Raw genomic sequence first — 16,815 nt, forward strand, 5'->3', positions numbered from 1 at the left:
TTCAACGGAAGCCGCAACCGGAACACCGGCGGAACGAGGGGATCAGGCCTCGATCTCCTCACGCTCCTCGGTGGCCCACAGCGTGTGGAACGCACCCGGCATGTCGACGCGCTGGTAGGTGTGCGCACCGAAATAGTCGCGCTGACCCTGGATCAGGGCGGCGGGCAGGCGGTCGGAGCGCAGGCCGTCGAAGTAGGCCAGCGACGAGGAGAACGCCGGGACCGGGATGCCGAACGCGACCGCGCGCGACACAACGCGGCGCCACGAACGCTGGGCGGTCTCGATCGCATCCTTGAAGTACGGGGCGAACAGCAGCGACACGTTGGCCTCGCCGGATTCGAACGCCTCGGAGATGCGGTTGAGGAACTTGGCACGGATGATGCAGCCGCCGCGCCAGATGCGCGCGACCGCCGCCAGATCGATGTCCCAGCCGTACTTCTTGGCCGCTTCGGTGATCTCGTTGAAGCCCTGCGCGTACGCGACGATCTTCGACGCGTACAGCGCCTCGCGGATGTCCTCGACGAACGCGGCGCAGTCCTCGGCCGGCATGTCGATGGCGCCGGTCGGGCCGTCGAAGCCCTGACGCTGCGCCTCCTCGCGCAGGTCGCCCTGCGAGGAGAGGCCGCGGGCGAACACGGCCTCGCCGATGCCGGTGACCGGCACGGCCAGGTCGAGCGCCGCCTGCACGGTCCACGTGCCGGTGCCCTTCATGCCCGCATGGTCGACGATGAGGTCGACGAGCGGCTTGCCGGTCTTCTTGTCGACCTGGCGCAGCACTTCGGCGGTGATCTCGATCAGGTAGGAGTCGAGTTCGGTCTCGTTCCATGCGGCGAACACGTCGCCGATCTCGGCGGGGGTCATGCCCAGGCCGCGGCGCATCAGGTCGTAGCTTTCGGCGATGAGCTGCATGTCGGAGTATTCGATGCCGTTGTGGACCATCTTGACGAAGTGGCCGGCGCCGTCCGCGCCGATGTGGGTCACGCACGGCTCGCCTTCGGCCTTCGCGGCGATGGATTCGAAGATCGGCTTGAGGGTGGTCCAGGACTCCTCGGTGCCGCCGGGCATCATCGACGGGCCAAGCAGCGCGCCTTCCTCGCCGCCGGAGACGCCGCAGCCGACGAAGTGCAGGCCGCGCGCGGAGATCGCCTTCTCGCGGCGGATCGTGTCCGGGAAGTGCGCGTTGCCGGCGTCGACGATGATGTCGCCCGGCTCCATGAGGTCGGCCAGCGCGTCGATCATCGCGTCGGTCGGCTCGCCGGCCTTGACCATGATGATCGCGGTGCGCGGCTTGGCGAGGGAGTCGACGAACGCCTCCATCGTTTCGGCCGGGAAGAACGCGCCTTCGTCGCCGTGCTCGGCGATGAGCTTTTCGGTGCGCGCGTAGGAGCGGTTGTACACGGCGACCTTGTTGCCGTGGCGGGCCAGGTTGCGGGCGAGGCTGGCGCCCATGGCGGCAAGGCCGACGACGCCGACGTTTGCTTCAGCGGACATGCTGGTTCCTTCCGAAAGGTAGTACGTTTGCCGTATTCCAGTGTATTACCGCCGTCGCCCCAACAGGCCGGCCGTTCTCACCCCGCGGAGCCGGCGGCATCCGTCCCGACGGCATCCATCCCGGCGGCGTCCGTCCCGACGTCTGCTCCCCCGCCGACGATCTGCCCGTACAGTCGTTCCAGCCGCTCCTCGCGTACGGCCCTGCCCAGTTCGCATTCCCATACGACGATGACGTTCCAGCCGTCGTCGCGCAGCGTCGCCTGCTGGCGTGCGTCGCGCTCGCGGTTGCGTGCCAGTTTCGCGGTCCAGAATTCGACGTTCGACTTGGGTATGCTGCGTTTGGGGCATCCTTCGTGCGCGTGCCAGAAGCATCCGTTGACGAACACGATCGCATGGTATTTGGGCAGCACCACGTCGGGATGCCCCGGATAGCGCCGGTCGTTCTTGCGGAACCGCAGTCCGCGCCGGAACAGGTAGCTGCGCACCAGCGTCTCGATCGACGTGTCCTTGCCGCGGATGCGCGACATCGTGTAGCTGCGCGTGCCGCGCTCGTACCGGCTCGCCGGTTTCGTCTTCGTCTCCTTGACCACCGCATCATTATCGGCCACGCCGCCGATCGTGCGCGTCGCGCGAATCTACAATGGTGACGGTCGTATCCGTGCGGACGGCGGCGTCTTGCGCCCGCCGCCGCAACATCATTCAAGGAGGAATCATGAGCCGACTCAACGGCAGGCGGACCGAGGCGCGCGAGCAGGGCCTCAAGGTCAATGTGGCGATCCTGGGCGCGGGCCGCATCGCCCATTCGATGGCGACGACGCTGGTGAGGATGGCCGCCGACCCGCGCTATGCGGATCTGGTCGCCCCGTACGCGGTCGCGGCGCGCGACGCCGACCGCGCGGCCGAGTTCGCCGCCCAGTACGGGTTCCCGGTGTCGTACGGCTCGTACGAGGAGCTGCTGGCCGACCCGGACGTCGATCTGGTGTACATCGCCACGCCGCACAGCCTGCACGCGCAGCAGGGCATCGCGTGTCTGGAGGCGGGCAAGAACATCCTGGTCGAGAAGTCGTTCACGGCGAATGCGGCGCAGGCTCGCGAGCTGCTCGACGTGGCCGAGCGTACGGGGCTGCTGTGCACGGAGGCGATCTGGACGCGATACATGCCGTCGCGTGCGCTGATCGACGAGGTCGTGGCCTCGGGTGAGATCGGCGAGGTGAGGATGATCGCCGCGAACCTGTGCTATCCGGTGTCGCGCAAGGCGCGTATGACCGATCCGGCGCTGGCGGGCGGCGCGCTGCTCGATGTGGGCGTCTATCCGCTGAACTTCATCGACATGGTGATGGGCGGTCATGGTGCCACGCCGGTCGAGCGCATCGACACGTCGATGGTGCCGTATGAGACGGGTGTGGACGCGCATAATGCGACGACGCTCGTGTATGCGGATGGGACGATGGCGTCGGCCACGTCGTCGATGCTGGTCGCTTCGGACCGTGACGGCGCGATCTGGGGTACGGACGGCTACGTGCAGTGCCGCAACATCAACAATGTGGAGGCGATCGACGTGTATGGCCCGGATCATGTGCTGCGCCGCCGCATCGAGGTGCCGGAGCAGCTGACCGGCTACGAGTATCAGGTGGCCGCGGCCGCGGAGGCGATTCTCGACGGGCGCACCGAATGCGAGGCGATGCCGCACGCCGATACGCTGCGCATCATGGAGCTGATGGACGGCATCCGTGCCAAGTGGGGCCTGACCTACCCGTTCGAGTAGGGCCTGTCGGGACGCATCTAGTATGCGGGTGGCCGGGCGGCGTCTTCCGTGAGCGCCGTTCGGCCGCCTTTACCGGACGTTGCGACCGTGCCGCCGCGGCGGCGAGGGCGATGATGCGAATCGCATTGCGGATACGGAAAACCCCGCAAGCCTTGCGACTTGCGGGGTTCCGCGTGGTGGCTCCGAGCGGGATCGATCCGCTGACCTAACGATTTTCAGTCGTTCGCTCTACCAACTGAGCTACAGAGCCGGAGACAGTTGAAAAAACCCGGCGAACCGGGTTCTTTCACCATCAGCGACCACGACCGGACTTGAACCGGCGACCTCCGCCGTGACAGGGCGGCGCTCTAACCAACTGAGCTACGCGGCCGTTGTTTTCTCACTTGCGTGAGGCAACGAGTAGATATATTACCCATCTCGGCGACTTACGCAAGTCTCGGCGTGTCGCACCAGTCGGAAATTCCTCAACAGCAATGAGAGACGCACTAATATCGTTGTAATTCCAACGCTTTCAGATGGCAACCGTCCGCTCAGCCAAGCAGATTCACCGCAACCACCCCTCGCACGTCAAGCACCGGTTCCGACACCGTTTCGCCGCCGAAATCGACGTCGAAATCGGTTCCGAAAGTGCCGTTCGGCGTGTCGCCGACCCATTTCGACGCGTCCAGACCGCCCACGCCGAAATCATCCCAGTCGAAGTCGCCCCATTCGCGTTCGAGGTCGTCGAGACTGTAGCATTCGCCGTCGATTTCGACCGGGCAGTCGGCATCGTTGTAGTCGTAGGAGTAGGAGTGCGACGAGCCCTGATCGTCCGAGTATCGGATCGCCGTGTCGATGGCCCATCCGACGAACACGATGCCCACGACCCACAGCGCCGTCAGCACGCCGCCGACGACGATGCCGGCGATCGACAGTCCGCGGCTGCGTTCGCGCGTCCGGTTGATCTGGACGAGTGCGATGGCCGACAGGATCACGCCGACCGGCGGAATCACGAATGCGAGGACAAATCCGACGATGCACAGCACGTTCCAGCGTTCGTTTGTCGGCATCGGATAGCCATAGCCGTACACATACGCGCCCTGCGGCGGGTATTGTCCGGCCGGCGGGGCGGCTTGCGGCGCCTGCGCCGATTGACCGGATTGGCTCTGTCCGTACTGGCCGTATTGCCCGTACCGTCCGGTCTGCGCATATGGGGCCGCCGCATTCGGCTGGCCATATTGATCATGCTGACCGTATTGACCGGACTGTCCGTATTGCTCGTATGAGCCGGTCGAACCGTACTGTCCTTGCCCGTATTGCCAAGCCTGATTCGTCTCCCCCGCCGGACCGGCCTGAGCGCATCCGGATGCCCATCCGCCCTGACCGGCCGGATCGTTCGATGCGAAGCCGGCCGACGTGCCGGGGTCGGCCGCCGTTGATTCGTACGAAGCCTGCGGCTGATTATCGCCTGCGGGCAGCTGCGCCCGTCCGTCATTGTCGTTCATGACGCCAGAGTACGCCACGTTCCCAACATCGCCGGCAGACCGTCAACGACTGCAACTGAATCGCGAGAGTCTTCAGCACGGTAACCTCCCTGCGGATCGAAACGGCTTCACGACGATGGTGGCCGGGTTCCGTGGGAAGGCCGGCCACCGTTATGGTTCATCGTTCGTCATCATGGCCGAATATACCGTCAATCGTCACGGTTACCCCCACCGCCTCATTGCGCCGACCGCCGGCAACAAGAAGACGACGACACTCCCGGACACCACCGTTCGGACCATTGCCCACCGCAACATTCCCGTATTCAGAAGACACGCATCTCATCCCGGATACCGCCCGGAATCCGTCCAAAACGATTCGGACCGGAAAACAGAAAAGCGCTGAAACCTTTGAGTTTCAGCGCTTTTCACAGCTTCCGCCGTTGGTACCCCCAGAGAGAGTCGAACTCTCGTTGTCAGATTGAAAGTCTGGTGTCCTAACCGTTAGACGATGGGGGCGGACAACTCGATTAAATATACGCGAGTCATCCGGTTTTGGCAACATACGGCGTGTCGCAAGGAATCGCAACGGTTTTGCAGTACTGCACTTCGTACCGCCGCCGTCGCGCCCCCAGCTGCCCCTCGCCTATTCGGCGCTCACCGTGCGGTACGTGAAGTCGTGGATGACACGACCGGCGGCCAGACCCTTCTTCTCGAAGTTGGTGAGCACGCGGCCATCAAACCGTTCGGATTCGGTGAAGTCGGCGTGCGGCAGTCCGGCGGCGTCCTCGGCGTTGCCCTTGCCGACGTGTTCGGTCGGCAGGCTCACGGTCACGCCGCCCGCGTTGGCGAACCCGTCGAGGCCGTCCATCACTTCGTGCACGTGCAGCGCGTAGTCCTCGATGTCGGTGGCGATGCGCCATGCGCCGCCGGGGACGAGCGCGCGGTGCACGTCGGCGGCCAGTTCGGCCTGCACGATGCGGCGCTTGTGGTGGCGCATCTTGGGCCACGGGTCGGGGAAGAACGTCCACACTTCGGCGAGCGCCCCGTCGGTGCATGCGGCGATGAGTTCGGGCGCGTTGACCTGGGCGATGCGCAGGTTGTTGAGGTCGCGTTTGCCGGCGAGGAGGAGCGTGTGGGCCACGCCGGGGTCGTAGACTTCGAGTGCGAGGAAGTTGAGTTCGGGGTGTGCTTCGGCCGCGGCGACGATGTTCTCGCCTTGGCCGCTGCCGATTTCGATGATGAGCGGATGCCCGTTGCCCCACGTGTCGTTCACGTACGCGGCGTCGATGCGCACGTCGTCGCGTACGGCGAGGGATCCTTCGCCGGCGGCGACGTCAAGCAGGTAGCGGTCGGCGTACGTGTCCCATGCGCGCTGGAGTCGTTCGTCGAGGCGTGCGGACCGGCGTACGAACGACATGACCTTGCGTCCGTAGAGCGCGGGGCGGTCGGCGGCGTCGTCGGTCGGCGGTTCGGCGGCGGGCCCGCCGTCGGCGGTCGGCGCGACGGCGGTGGTGTCATTCCATTCTTCTTGCATACGCACGATGGTAAGGCGAGCGCCGGTCAGCGCTCGTCGTCGAGCCGGGCGGCGACCCAGTCGACGATGTACGGGGCGACGTGCTCGATCTGTTCGATGGCGACCTGGAATTCGTGGGCGCCGCCGTACCACGGGTCGACGAGGTCGATGCTTTCCTCGTGGCCGGCGACGACGGTCAGGTCGGGGTCGAAGCTGCGGTACATGTGCACGGCGCCGCGCTTGGCGTCGGGCAGCTGGCGCAGCAGGGCGCGCATGTGCGACGCGGTCATCGGCAGGAACAGGTCGGACGCTTCGATCTCCTCGCGGGTGATGCGGTGCGCGAAGTGGCGTGCCGGGATCTGGTAGCCGTCGGCCTGCAGCACGCGTACGGCGCGGCGGTCGATCGGGTTGCCGTACTCCTCGTCGGAGACGCCGCTGGAGACGACGCGCACGCGGTCGCCCAGGCCGCGCGCCTCGAATTCGGCGCGCAGGATGATCTCGGCCATCGGCGAACGGCAGATGTTGCCGGTGCAGACGGTCATGACGGTATACGGTCGGTTGGTCATGGGACTCCCCTTTTCTGTCCGGTGTTGTCCGGTACGGTCCGGCGTTATCCGGTGCTATCCCGGCGCTCAGGCCTTGGCGATGGTCACGAAACGGTAGGCGCGCACGCCTGCGGACTTGGACGGGCGGCGTTCGCCCGTGTCGATGACGCGCCATGCGCCGGATTCGACGAGGCCGCGGATGTCGGGCGCGTACGTGTCGGCGTCCACGTCGGCGTCCAGCAGCGTCACGTACGCCTTGGTCGCCATCGGCAGCGCCTCGCGGAACAGCTGCGCGCCTCCGATGACCCAGATCTCGCTGCGGTCCATGCCGTCGTCGGGGATGGCCTCCTGACGCGCGTAGTCGAGCGCGTCGTCGAGACTTTCGGCGACGGTCGCGCCGATCGCGCGGTACTGCGCGTCGTGCGAGACGACGATGTTGTCGCGGTTGGGCAGCGGACGGTACTTCGGGTCGAGCGACTCCCACGTGCGCCGGCCCATGATCACCGGGTGGGAGACGGTCAGCTCCTTGAAATGCTTCATGTCCTCGGCGCAATGCCAGGGCATGCCGCCTGCGAAGCCGATGGCGCCGTCGCGACCGTCCTTGTCGCGGGCCTCGGCCCAGATGAGGTTGACCGAGAAGGTCTTGGGGAAGTCGTCCCCCCAGTCCTCGGTCTCTTCCAGCCCGGCGACCCCGGGCTCGGGTTCGTGATAGCCACTGCGGCTACTATCGTGCTCCATTTCAGTCTCCTTGGGTCGAACTGGGTCAGAAGTGTAATGGACGACTCGGACTCGGGGCGGACTCGCCTCTCGGTAGGGTCGGTCCGGGGTCGGTCCGGAGTCGTCCATGCACGTCTGATTCAGCCGACGGGACGTCCGTCGGGACCGCCGTCGGACGTCGGTCCGGCCTGCTGGTCGGACGACCGTCAGATGGCCGCCGACGGTCCGTCAGACGGCCACCGGCGCCTTGATGGTCGGATGATGACGGTAGTCGACGATCGTGAAGTCCTCGTACGCATAGTCGAACAGCGAGTCGGCCTTGCGGATCTCGATGCGCGGGTACGGGTAGGGTTCGCGCGACAGCTGTTCGAGCACCTGCTCGATGTGGTTGTCGTAGATGTGGCAGTCGCCGCCGGTCCACACGAACTCGCCCGGCTCCAATCCGGCCTGCTGTGCCATCATGAGCGTGAGCAGCGAGTAGGAGGCGATGTTGAACGGCACGCCGAGGAACATGTCGCAGCTGCGCTGGTACAGCTGGCAGCTGAGGCGGCCGTCGGCCACGTAGAACTGGAACAGGGCGTGGCACGGCGGCAGCGCCATGTGCTCCACTTCGGCCGGGTTCCATGCGGAGACGACCATGCGGCGCGAGTCGGGATGGTTGCGGATCAGGTCGAGCACGTTGGCGATCTGGTCGATGGTGCGGTTCGGGTCGTCGGGCGTGGGGGCCGGCCAGCTGCGCCACTGCGCGCCGTACACGGGGCCGAGGTCGCCGTTCTCGTCGGCCCACTCGTCCCAGATGTGCACGTTGTGCTCCTGCAGCCAGCGCACGTTCGTGGCGCCCTTGAGGAACCACAGCAGCTCGTACGCGAGGCCCTTGAAGAACACGGTCTTGGTGGTCAGCAGCGGGAACGATTCGGACAGGTCGAAGCGCATCTGCCGGCCGAACAGGGAGATCGTGCCGGTGCCGGTGCGGTCGGACTTGTGCTTGCCTTCGGTCAGGATCGTGCGCACAAGATCCTCGTAGGGGGTGGGGATGTCGGTGTCCGGACGGGCCGGGATACGGGTGCGGATGTCCGCGAGCTGTTCTGGTGTCAATGCCATGGACCCAGCATAACCGCGGGCCGGGAAACGGGCGTTCGTCGGAGGATGAACGTCGTCCGTCAGGCGCCGCACCTGGGCGACACGCCCGGATTGGTCATACGGAACGGCGGTTACGTCACCGATCGTCGGCATGTCGTCCGGCAACCCCCGTTCTGTATGACCAACCCGGGTGTGTCGCCCCGATACGACTCCCCCACCCCCAGTTCCGTACGACCAACCCGGGCGTGTCACCCTGACATGACTCCCCCAACCCCAGTTCCGTACGACCAATCCGGGCGTGTCACCCCGACGGACCGTCCCGGACGCCGCCGTCGGACGCCCGACCGCCGCCCGACGGACGCAGCCCGCCCGCCGCACGCCGCGGTGCGCTACATTGGGTAGCATCCGACGGCGGTCGTCGCCGTCGTGCACACCGATACAGGAACAGGGAGGCATCCATGGGCAAGCGACTGTGGGTCGAGCGCAACAAGGACGGTTCGTGGGACGCGTTCAGCGACGACGGCGCGCATATCAAGTTCGGTCATGGCAAAGGAGTCTTCACGCCGGGCGATCTGATGAAGATCGCGCTGGCGGGCTGCGCGGCGCTGTCCAGCCAGTTCGCCATCGAGCATACGCTGGGCGAGGGCAACGGCGCGAAGGTCGTCGTGGACGGCACGTACGACGCCGACCATGACGCGTACATCAACTTCAACGAGCAGCTGGTCGTCGACGCCGTCGACGCCGGACTGAGCGACGAGGACGCCGAGAAGCTCAAGGAGCGCATCGTGCGCCACGTCGACAAGGGCTGCACCGTCAAGCACACGTACGTGCAGGAGACGCCGGTGCGCATGGACGTGACGATCCGCCACTGACCGTCGCCGCCGATACGGCCGCGGCGGGGACGGTAGGCGGGATGACCGCCCGTCCGTCCCGCCGCATCGCCGGCGCATCTGGATATGACGAAGGCTCCCCTCGGGGAGCCTTCTTGCGTTACGGTCGACGGCCGTCAGTCGGCCGTCCGACGGCAGGCCGTCACGACGACAGCCTGCCGGACCGTCTACTGGCGGTGCGGGTCGATGGTCGTCTCGATCGCCTCGGCGACTTCGGCGGCGGCGGTCGGCACGGCGACCTCCTCGACGCCGCTGATCTCGTCGAGCGACTTGACGGGCACTTCGGCCGGCGAGCTGGGCACGGTGTCGAGGCGCGTCTCGGCGGCCTCCACGTACTTGCGCGGCACCACGTATACGGGGGTGACGGCGTGCTGGAGCAGGCCTTGGCTGGTCGAGCCGAGCAGCAGGCCGGTGAAGCCGCCGCGGCCGCGCGAGCCGACGACCACGACGTCATGGTCGTAGCTGGCCTTGGTGAGCGCGTTGACGGCCGAGCCGGGCACGACGGACTTGTGGATCTTCAGGTTCGGGTGGCGTTCCGTGATCGGCTTGAGGCGCATGTCGAGATCCTCCATGTAGGATTCCATGACCGCGTCGCCGGCGTCGACGCCCTGCATCTTGGGAACGGCGGAGATCACGTCGAGTTCGGCGTCCCAGCCGTCGGCGAATGCGGCGGCGATGTCGAGCGCCTTGAGGCCCCACTTGGATTCGTCGGCACCGACGGCCACGCGGGTGATCGTGTTGTTGAGGTGCATCAGGTTGCCGTCGTCGTCGGTGTAGGGCACGACGACGATCGGGCAGTACGCGTACGCGGGCAGCGACGACGACGTGGTGCCCAGCAGGCGTTCGGCCAGGCCGCCCTTGCCGCGGTTGCCGATGACGATCAGGTTGTAGTTGCGCGACAGTTCCACGAACACGGACGCCGGGTCGCCGGTGACGATGAGCGTGGCGGCTTCGACGCCCTGCTCGTCGGCGATGGCCTTGGCCTTGGACAGGATCTCCTGGGCGTCGCTGTGTGCCGCGTTGTCGTCCCCCATCGCGGTGTACGTGGCGTCGAACGAGACGGCGGCGTAGCTCGGCAGCGAGTACGCGCACACGATCTGCAGCGTCAGTCCGGCGTGCTTGGCGTAGTTGGCGGCCCACCAGGTGGCCTTGTAGCTGGCGTGCGATCCGTCCACGCCCACGAGAATGGCCTTGTCGTTGATCATGACGACCTCCTTGGATTCCTCCGACGCTTCGGCGCGCCGGCCTCACCACCCTAGGATACCCGCTTGCCGTGCGGATCGCGTGTTTTCCCGCCCGCGAAACGCGGAACGGCCCTCCCGTTCGTGGGGAGGGCCGTCCGAAGGAATGCTGCGATGCGATGCGTCGTGCGATGCGTCAGACGACGCGGCGGATCGAATAGCCGCCGGTGAACACACCCAGACCGGTGATCTGCGTGCCCTGCGCCGGGTTGAGCGCGTTGATGACCATGCCGCCGCCGATGTAGATGGCCGCGTGGGCGCCGTTGGCGATGATGTCGCCCGGCTGCGCTTCGGCGAGGCTGCCGACCGCGGTGCCGACCGCCGCCTGGGCGCCCGACGAGCGCGGCAGGCTGATGCCGTACTGGGCGAACACGTACTGGACGAAGCCGGAGCAGTCCCAGCCGCTCGGCGTGTTGCCGCCGTAGACGTACGGGTAGCCCTGGAACTGGGTGGCGAACGCGGCGATGGCCTGGCCGGTGGCGCTGCCCGTGGCGGACGGCAGGGTGCCGGTCGCGGAGGAGCCGGTGCCTTCGGTCAGTCCGGAACGGTCGGAGGAACGGCTTGCGGCCTGCGATTGGGCCTGTGCGGCCTGCTCTTGGGCCTGGCGCTCGGCCTCCTCGGCGGCCGCGGCGGCCGCTTCGGCGTCCTTTTCGGCCTGGGACTTGGTCTGCGGCACGTCGAGGTTCTCGGCTTCGCCCCAGTTCTCGTCGGTTTCGGCGTTCACGGCCGACGCTTCGGCGAACAGGTCGCGGGTGACGGTCTGGGCCTTGGGGAAGGAACGCGAGGAGGTCACCGCGGCGTCGTCGTTCGCGGCGAAGGCAATGGGGGCGCCGATCGCGGCCATGCAGGCGCAGGCGGCGACGGCGGCAATCACGGTATGGATACGCTTAACACTCATCAGGACAGAAGTCTACTATGCGACGTGGTCATCGGAACGCCGGCATATGGAAACGCATCATCCGCAACGTGGACGGCAGGCGCGGCGAGGCCGCGGACCGATGTCCCGGGAACCCGCGGATCAGTAGTGGATGTAGGTCAGCGAGGCGGCGTCGGCGGCCGAGATCGTGCGGTTGGAGATGACGCCCAGTCCCTTCACGTTCGACTCGGAGATCTCGATGGAGCCGTCCTCGTTGATGCGCTCGACGACCGCGACATGGCCGTAGGTCGCGTCGGCGTTCAGCTGGCCGGACGCGAACGAGACGATGTCGCCCACGTGGCGCGGCGTGGAGTCGACCCAGTAGCCGAGCGCGGCGGCGCTGGCGCCCCACATGTTGCCGTTGCCGAACTGCGAGCCGACCGGCAGGCCCAGCTGCACGCGGCGCTCGTAGGCGTACCAGGTGCACTGGCCGTACGGGTAGGCGTTGCCGTTGTCGCCGGTGGCGTGGTTCGGGTCGAAGCCGGCGGGCAGGGACGCGTAGTCGATGTCCATGAGCGCGGCGACGTACGGGTTGTTGGCGGTGGAGCGGGACATGACGTTCGTGTCGAGGGCGGAGCCGTCGCCGTCCATCGTCCATTCGCCGTCGCTGGTGGTCTGCCGCTGCGTCGTGGCGGTCAGCGAGCCGATCGCGGCGCGGTCCTCGGAACGCGACGCGGAGGCGGAGGTGGACTCCACGCGCTTGATCTGCATCGTCGTGGTCGCCTCGTCGGCGAGTCGGAACGACGTCGTGTCGTCGGCGTTGGAGAACGCCACCATCGTGGCGGCGGTGCCCACGAGGGCGGCCAGCGACGTGGAGGCGACGATGTGGGAGCGGCGTTCGGCGGCGCGGGCGGCCTCGCGCATGGCGCGGCGGGTCTGCGGCGCAAGCTCGTTGAGCTTGTCGGCGACCGCCTGGTCGAGGCCGAGGATGGCGCCGTTGTTCGCGGCCATCTGCACGGCACGGACGCTGGAGGTGCTGTGGGATCCCTTGCGCGACGAGAACACCTCGGACCATGCGATGCGCTGATCGACGGCCTTGGGGGCTTTGTGGGATCCATGCTTCATGACTGATTCGCTCCTATCGGATTGCGGGCTGGCGGTCGTTTCCGATGGCCGTTCATGGCCGTTCACGGCAACGTCACGCCGCGGGCATCACTAGCACATTACTACGAGCGGCGGTCATCGTCCACGGGGATGACTCCGGGGCGGCGTGTCCGCGAACGCCGGCGGCCGCCTTGCGCCGCCCGTTCGCCGGCCATGCGCGGGTCCGCCAAACGGACGCCTCGGCAGGCGTGCGGCGGCGTCCCGTTACGCTGGATGGCATGGCGAATACGATCATCATCCCCGATTCACTCCTGCCCGAGGACGGCCGTTTCGGCGCCGGCCCGAGCAAGATCCGCGACGATCAGGCCGACGCGCTGGCCGCGGCGGTCCACTCCCCGCTGGGCACGTCCCACCGTCAGGCTCCGGTGCGGCGGATCGTCGGTTCGATCCGCGAGGGGCTGTCCGAGTTCTTCTCCCTGCCCGACGGCTATGAGGTCGCGCTGGGCAACGGCGGCGCGAGCGCCTTCTGGGATATGGCGTGCGCGTCGCTGATCTCGCGCCGCGCCGCGTTCGGCTCGTATGGTTCGTTCAGCGCGAAGTTCGCCGCGTCGGCCGCGTCGGCGCCGTTCCTGGAGTCGCCGGTCGTGTTCAAGGGCGAGCCGGGCACGTACCGGCTGCCGGAACTGACGGACGGCGTGGACGCCTACTGCTGGGCGCATAACGAGACGTCGACGGGCGTGATGGCGCCGGTGCGCCGCGTGGAGGGCAGCCGTGAGCAGGGTGCGCTGACGCTGGTCGACGCCACGTCGGGCGCGGGCGCGCTGCCGGTGGACATCGCGCAGACCGACGCCTACTATTTCTCCCCGCAGAAGGCGTTCGGCTCGGACGGCGGCCTGTGGGTGGCCGTGCTGTCGCCGCAGGCGGTGGAGCGTGCCGAGCGCGTCGAGGCGGGCGCGAAGCTGGAGGGCGCGCGCCGCTGGGTGCCGCCGTTCCTGTCGCTGACGTCGGCGGTCGCGAATTCGCGCAAGGATCAGACGCTCAACACGCCGGCGGTGGCGACGCTGATCATGCTGGAGAACCAGGTGCGCTGGCTGAACGGCCATGGCGGGCTGGATTGGGCGGTCGCCCGGTGCGCCAAGTCCGCGTCGATCCTGTATTCGTGGGCGGAGCGTTCCGATTATGCGACGCCGTTCGTCGCCGACGTGGACGCGCGGTCGAACTGCGTGGTGACGATCGACCTCGATCCGTCGGTGAACGCGTCGCAGGTCGTGTCCGCGCTGCGCGACAACGGCATCGTGGACACGTCCGGCTATCGCAAGCTGGGCCGCAACCAGCTGCGCATCGGCGTGTTCCCGTCGGTCGAGCCGGCCGACGTGCAGGCGCTCACCGAGTGCGTCGACTACGTCGCGCAGCGGCTGTAGGCGCGGCGGAATCGTCGGTCCCTCATTTCCTTGACGGCGGCCGTCGGACGGTATGGTCCGGCCGCCGTCGTTTCGCGAGGCGTGGAATCATCCCTGCGGACCATGCCGTGGGGTGGGGCCGCGGTTAAGGTGACGGGTATGAAGTTCGCACCGATCATCAATCCGGACGTGTGCCGTCCGGCGCCCAAGCCCGTGCGCGTGGACCTGCGCAAGACGTTCCTGTTCGGCACCGCGCTGTGGACGGTGTCGCTGGTGGTCGCCACCGTGCTGCTGTTCCTCGGGTTCGATGTGCTGCGCGGTCTCGTGGTGTGCGCATGCGGCACGGTGATCGGCGTGATGATGCTCATCTGGGAGCATTTCGACCGCTGGGACTACCGGCGTCTCGGCGCGTAGCGGCCTTGCAATCACAGGGCGACCGGCAGTGAAAGCGTGAACGTGGCGCCGCTGCCGGGCATGCTCCACACCGTCACGCCGCCGTGATGGGCCAGCGCCACATGCTTGACGATCGCCAATCCCAGTCCGATGCCGTCGCGCGACGCCGCCGTCTGGTTCGACCCGCGATAGAACCGTTCGAAGATGCGCTCCTGTTCGTCCTTGACGATGCCCACGCCCTGGTCGATGACGCGGATCAGCGCCTGCGTCCCGTCGGCGGACGGCATCGCCGCGACGTGCACCACGCCGCCGGGCGATGAGTAGACGACCGCGTTGTGCATGAGCTTGGCGACGGCCGCGGCCAGCTGGCCAGCGTCGCCGTTGACCGTCAGTCCGTCCGCGCAGTCGACGTCGACGCGCACGCGCCGACGGGCCGCTGCGTCGTGGACGATGCCGGTCGCGTCGGCCAGCAGGCGCGCGACCTCCACCCGGTTCGCCGACGACGGCATGACCGGTTCCTGCGCTTCGATGAGCAGCAGCAGGTCGGCGACCATATGGTCGAGCCGGTCGCATGAGGCGCGCACCTGATGCGCGTTCCAGGAGATCTGCTCGGCGTCGAGCGCGTCATCCTCCAGCGAGTCGGCGAGCTGGGCGAGCGCCTGGGTGGGTTTGCGCAACTGCTGCGACACGTTGACGATGAACGAGTCGCGCATCTGTGCGAAGCGTATCGTGCCGCTCACGTCGTCGATCAGGATGACGGCGAACGCGCCGATGCGTCCGACCGTCACCTTGAGCCAGTTGGGCCGGGTCACGCCCTGCACCCGCAGTGCGGATTCCGGGTCGGCGCCGCGACTGTCGGGCGTATGGGTCGTCAGGTCGAACCGGCGCCGCTCCCCCGTCTCCAGCACGCGGCGCACCTCCTCGCGCACCCGGTCGTCCATGATCGCATCGTCGTCGACGACGCCGAGCGTGTACGCGGCGTGGTTGGCTCGCACCACCTCGCCGTGCCGGTCTACGACAACCGCTGCCTGGGGCAGCATCGCCAGCAGCGCGGTCGTCGATTCGTCGAGATCCTCGTCCCCGGCTTTCGTCGATTCCGAGACGGCGGCGCCGCCGCAACGGCCGCGCCTACGGGTACGCAACCGCGCACCTAGGCGGGCACGCAGTCGGGCGATCGGACCGCCGACGGCCGCGGCACCGGGCCGCACGTCGGCGCGACCATCCTCATCATCGTCCTCGTCATCCTCATCATCATCCTCGCCGGCTGCGGAACCGCCGGAGACGGACCCGTCGGCGGCGGCGCGCGACGAACCGGAGCCGACGCCCGCGGCGAAGCGGTTGTCGAACAGCGGACGGACCGCATCGTAGATGCGGAACAGCACCATCGTCACGGCGGCGAGCGCCATGAGCGCGAACGGCGCGGCGACGATCAGGGTCTGGAGTTGCTGGGGCATACCGTCATTGTTCCACAGGCGCCCGTGGCGGCATCCCGCGTATGCGACGGTTCGGGTTGCCGGGTGCGGTCGGGAAGATGAACGTTCGCTGAACTGCGTGTGCGGCGGGGTGCGTGCGGCGGGTGGCGAGAGACGGCGCCTCTACACTGGAGGGTAGTTGCACGCGAACAGGAAAGGGTTACTATGCGCGTTATTTTCAACGAGGAGATGAAGGCGGTGGCCGACGATCTCGATCGCATGGCGCAGGACGTGCGCAACGCGATCAATCTGGCCGGCGATGCGCTGCTGCGTCGTGACGTGGAGGCCGCGCAGGCGGTCATCGACGGCGATGCGCGGATCGACGAGCTTGAGGCGAGCGTCATCGACCAGTGCGTGCGTCTGCTGGCCAAGCAGACGCCGGTGGCGACCGATCTGCGCGTCGTGGTGTCGACGCTGCGGTTGGCGGCCACGTTCGAGCGTATGGGCGATCTGGCGAAGCATATCGCCGAGTCGGCGCGCTGCGCCTATCCGGAGTCGCCGCTGCCGGCGGATGCGGTCGAGGTGTTCTCGCAGATGCAGGATTTCCTGAGCGAGACGGCCGACAATGTGGTGGCGATGCTGTCGGACCGTGACGCGCGCATCGCCGACCGGGTGATCCGCAACGACGACAAGCTCGACGCGATGCATCATCGCACGTTCGAACTGGCGTTGTCGGATGATTGGGACGGCACGAACCAGCAGCTGATCGACGTGGTGCTGCTCGGCCGGTTCATGGAGCGCATCGGCGACCATGCGGTGTCGGCGGCGAGGCGTGTCGTGTTCATCGTGTCCGGGTTCGACCCGAGCAAGGAGCCGGGTCCGGACGAGGACGGTTCGGTCGAATAGTCCGATGCCTCTCGTATGCGGATCCGCATACGAGAGGAT

General features: G+C 67.3%; 17 protein-coding genes and 3 tRNA genes. 6 read left to right on the forward strand and 14 right to left on the reverse strand.

All coding sequences use genetic code 11. From position 1 onward, the window contains the following. Positions 1–42: 42 nt before the first annotated feature. Positions 43–1,491 (reverse strand): NADP-dependent phosphogluconate dehydrogenase, encoded by a 1,449-nt coding sequence (gndA, locus tag D2E24_RS00675; protein WP_125967397.1) that lies wholly within the window; start codon positions 1,489–1,491, stop codon positions 43–45. Between the two features lie 77 nt (positions 1,492–1,568). After that, entirely contained in the window at positions 1,569–2,108 is a 540-nt protein-coding gene (locus D2E24_RS00680) for a very short patch repair endonuclease (RefSeq protein ID WP_420897456.1), read from the reverse strand. 95 nt (positions 2,109–2,203) lie between these two features. Here D2E24_RS00680 and D2E24_RS00685 point away from each other — a divergent pair, with 95 nt between their 5' ends. Continuing rightward, positions 2,204–3,256, forward strand: a complete 1,053-nt coding sequence (locus tag D2E24_RS00685) for a Gfo/Idh/MocA family protein (RefSeq protein WP_125967398.1) — start codon at positions 2,204–2,206, stop codon at positions 3,254–3,256. Positions 3,257–3,430: 174 nt separating this feature from the next. Here D2E24_RS00685 and D2E24_RS00690 read toward each other — a convergent pair. The 3 genes from D2E24_RS00690 to D2E24_RS00700 form a co-directional block, all read right to left on the reverse strand. Beyond that, a tRNA-Phe gene (locus tag D2E24_RS00690) sits at positions 3,431–3,506 on the reverse strand. 46 nt (positions 3,507–3,552) lie between these two features. Further along, positions 3,553–3,626, reverse strand: a tRNA-Asp gene (locus tag D2E24_RS00695). A gap of 160 nt (positions 3,627–3,786) precedes the next feature. Beyond that, positions 3,787–4,305 (reverse strand): DUF4190 domain-containing protein, encoded by a 519-nt coding sequence (locus D2E24_RS00700; RefSeq protein ID WP_125967399.1) that lies wholly within the window; start codon positions 4,303–4,305, stop codon positions 3,787–3,789. 433 nt (positions 4,306–4,738) lie between these two features. Here D2E24_RS00700 and D2E24_RS00705 point away from each other — a divergent pair, with 433 nt between their 5' ends. Further along, the gene (locus D2E24_RS00705) at positions 4,739–5,122 is read left to right on the forward strand and encodes a hypothetical protein (protein ID WP_125967400.1); all 384 of its coding nucleotides are present in this window, start codon (positions 4,739–4,741) and stop codon (positions 5,120–5,122) included. A 38-nt stretch (positions 5,123–5,160) separates the two neighbouring features. On the opposite strand, the gene D2E24_RS00710 is transcribed toward D2E24_RS00705, so the two are convergent. From D2E24_RS00710 to D2E24_RS00730, 5 genes are all read right to left on the reverse strand, one after another. Beyond that, a tRNA-Glu gene (locus tag D2E24_RS00710) sits at positions 5,161–5,235 on the reverse strand. 127 nt (positions 5,236–5,362) lie between these two features. Continuing rightward, entirely contained in the window at positions 5,363–6,253 is an 891-nt protein-coding gene (gene trmB / locus D2E24_RS00715; RefSeq protein ID WP_125967401.1) for a tRNA (guanosine(46)-N7)-methyltransferase TrmB, read from the reverse strand. Positions 6,254–6,279: 26 nt separating this feature from the next. Next, positions 6,280–6,798 carry a low molecular weight protein-tyrosine-phosphatase gene (locus D2E24_RS00720; protein ID WP_125967402.1) on the reverse strand — a complete coding sequence of 173 codons (519 nt, stop codon included), beginning with the start codon at positions 6,796–6,798 and terminating at the stop codon, positions 6,280–6,282. A 66-nt stretch (positions 6,799–6,864) separates the two neighbouring features. Beyond that, positions 6,865–7,515, reverse strand: coding sequence for a dihydrofolate reductase (locus D2E24_RS00725; RefSeq protein ID WP_125967403.1), 651 nt, complete (start codon positions 7,513–7,515; stop codon positions 6,865–6,867). A 207-nt stretch (positions 7,516–7,722) separates the two neighbouring features. Further along, on the reverse strand, positions 7,723–8,595 hold the full coding sequence (locus D2E24_RS00730) for a thymidylate synthase (protein WP_125967404.1): 873 nt from the start codon (positions 8,593–8,595) through the stop codon (positions 7,723–7,725). A 437-nt stretch (positions 8,596–9,032) separates the two neighbouring features. Here D2E24_RS00730 and D2E24_RS00735 point away from each other — a divergent pair, with 437 nt between their 5' ends. Next, complete coding sequence (locus D2E24_RS00735) at positions 9,033–9,446, forward strand: OsmC family protein (RefSeq protein WP_125967405.1); 414 nt, start codon at positions 9,033–9,035, stop codon at positions 9,444–9,446. Positions 9,447–9,631: 185 nt separating this feature from the next. On the opposite strand, the gene D2E24_RS00740 is transcribed toward D2E24_RS00735, so the two are convergent. The 3 genes from D2E24_RS00740 to D2E24_RS00750 form a co-directional block, all read right to left on the reverse strand. After that, positions 9,632–10,669, reverse strand: coding sequence for a universal stress protein (locus D2E24_RS00740; protein WP_125967406.1), 1,038 nt, complete (start codon positions 10,667–10,669; stop codon positions 9,632–9,634). A 172-nt stretch (positions 10,670–10,841) separates the two neighbouring features. Then, a complete protein-coding gene (locus D2E24_RS00745; protein WP_125967407.1) occupies positions 10,842–11,603 on the reverse strand; it encodes a C40 family peptidase in 762 nt (253 codons plus the stop codon). A 120-nt stretch (positions 11,604–11,723) separates the two neighbouring features. After that, entirely contained in the window at positions 11,724–12,686 is a 963-nt protein-coding gene (locus tag D2E24_RS00750) for a CHAP domain-containing protein (RefSeq protein WP_125967408.1), read from the reverse strand. 257 nt (positions 12,687–12,943) lie between these two features. On the opposite strand from D2E24_RS00750, the gene serC reads away from it, so the two are divergent. Continuing rightward, positions 12,944–14,086 carry a phosphoserine transaminase gene (gene serC, locus D2E24_RS00755; RefSeq protein ID WP_125967409.1) on the forward strand — a complete coding sequence of 381 codons (1,143 nt, stop codon included), beginning with the start codon at positions 12,944–12,946 and terminating at the stop codon, positions 14,084–14,086. A gap of 138 nt (positions 14,087–14,224) precedes the next feature. Further along, entirely contained in the window at positions 14,225–14,479 is a 255-nt protein-coding gene (locus D2E24_RS00760) for a hypothetical protein (RefSeq protein WP_125967410.1), read from the forward strand. 11 nt (positions 14,480–14,490) lie between these two features. Here the strand turns inward: D2E24_RS00760 and D2E24_RS00765 are convergent, their stop codons facing one another. After that, the gene (locus D2E24_RS00765) at positions 14,491–15,912 is read right to left on the reverse strand and encodes a sensor histidine kinase (protein ID WP_241222786.1); all 1,422 of its coding nucleotides are present in this window, start codon (positions 15,910–15,912) and stop codon (positions 14,491–14,493) included. 183 nt (positions 15,913–16,095) lie between these two features. On the opposite strand from D2E24_RS00765, the gene phoU reads away from it, so the two are divergent. After that, on the forward strand, positions 16,096–16,776 hold the full coding sequence (phoU, locus tag D2E24_RS00770) for a phosphate signaling complex protein PhoU (protein WP_125967411.1): 681 nt from the start codon (positions 16,096–16,098) through the stop codon (positions 16,774–16,776). Positions 16,777–16,815 lie beyond the last annotated feature (39 nt).

Origin of the sequence: Bifidobacterium samirii (assembly GCF_003952945.1) — a bacterium.
Lineage (GTDB): Bacteria > Actinomycetota > Actinomycetes > Actinomycetales > Bifidobacteriaceae > Bifidobacterium > Bifidobacterium samirii.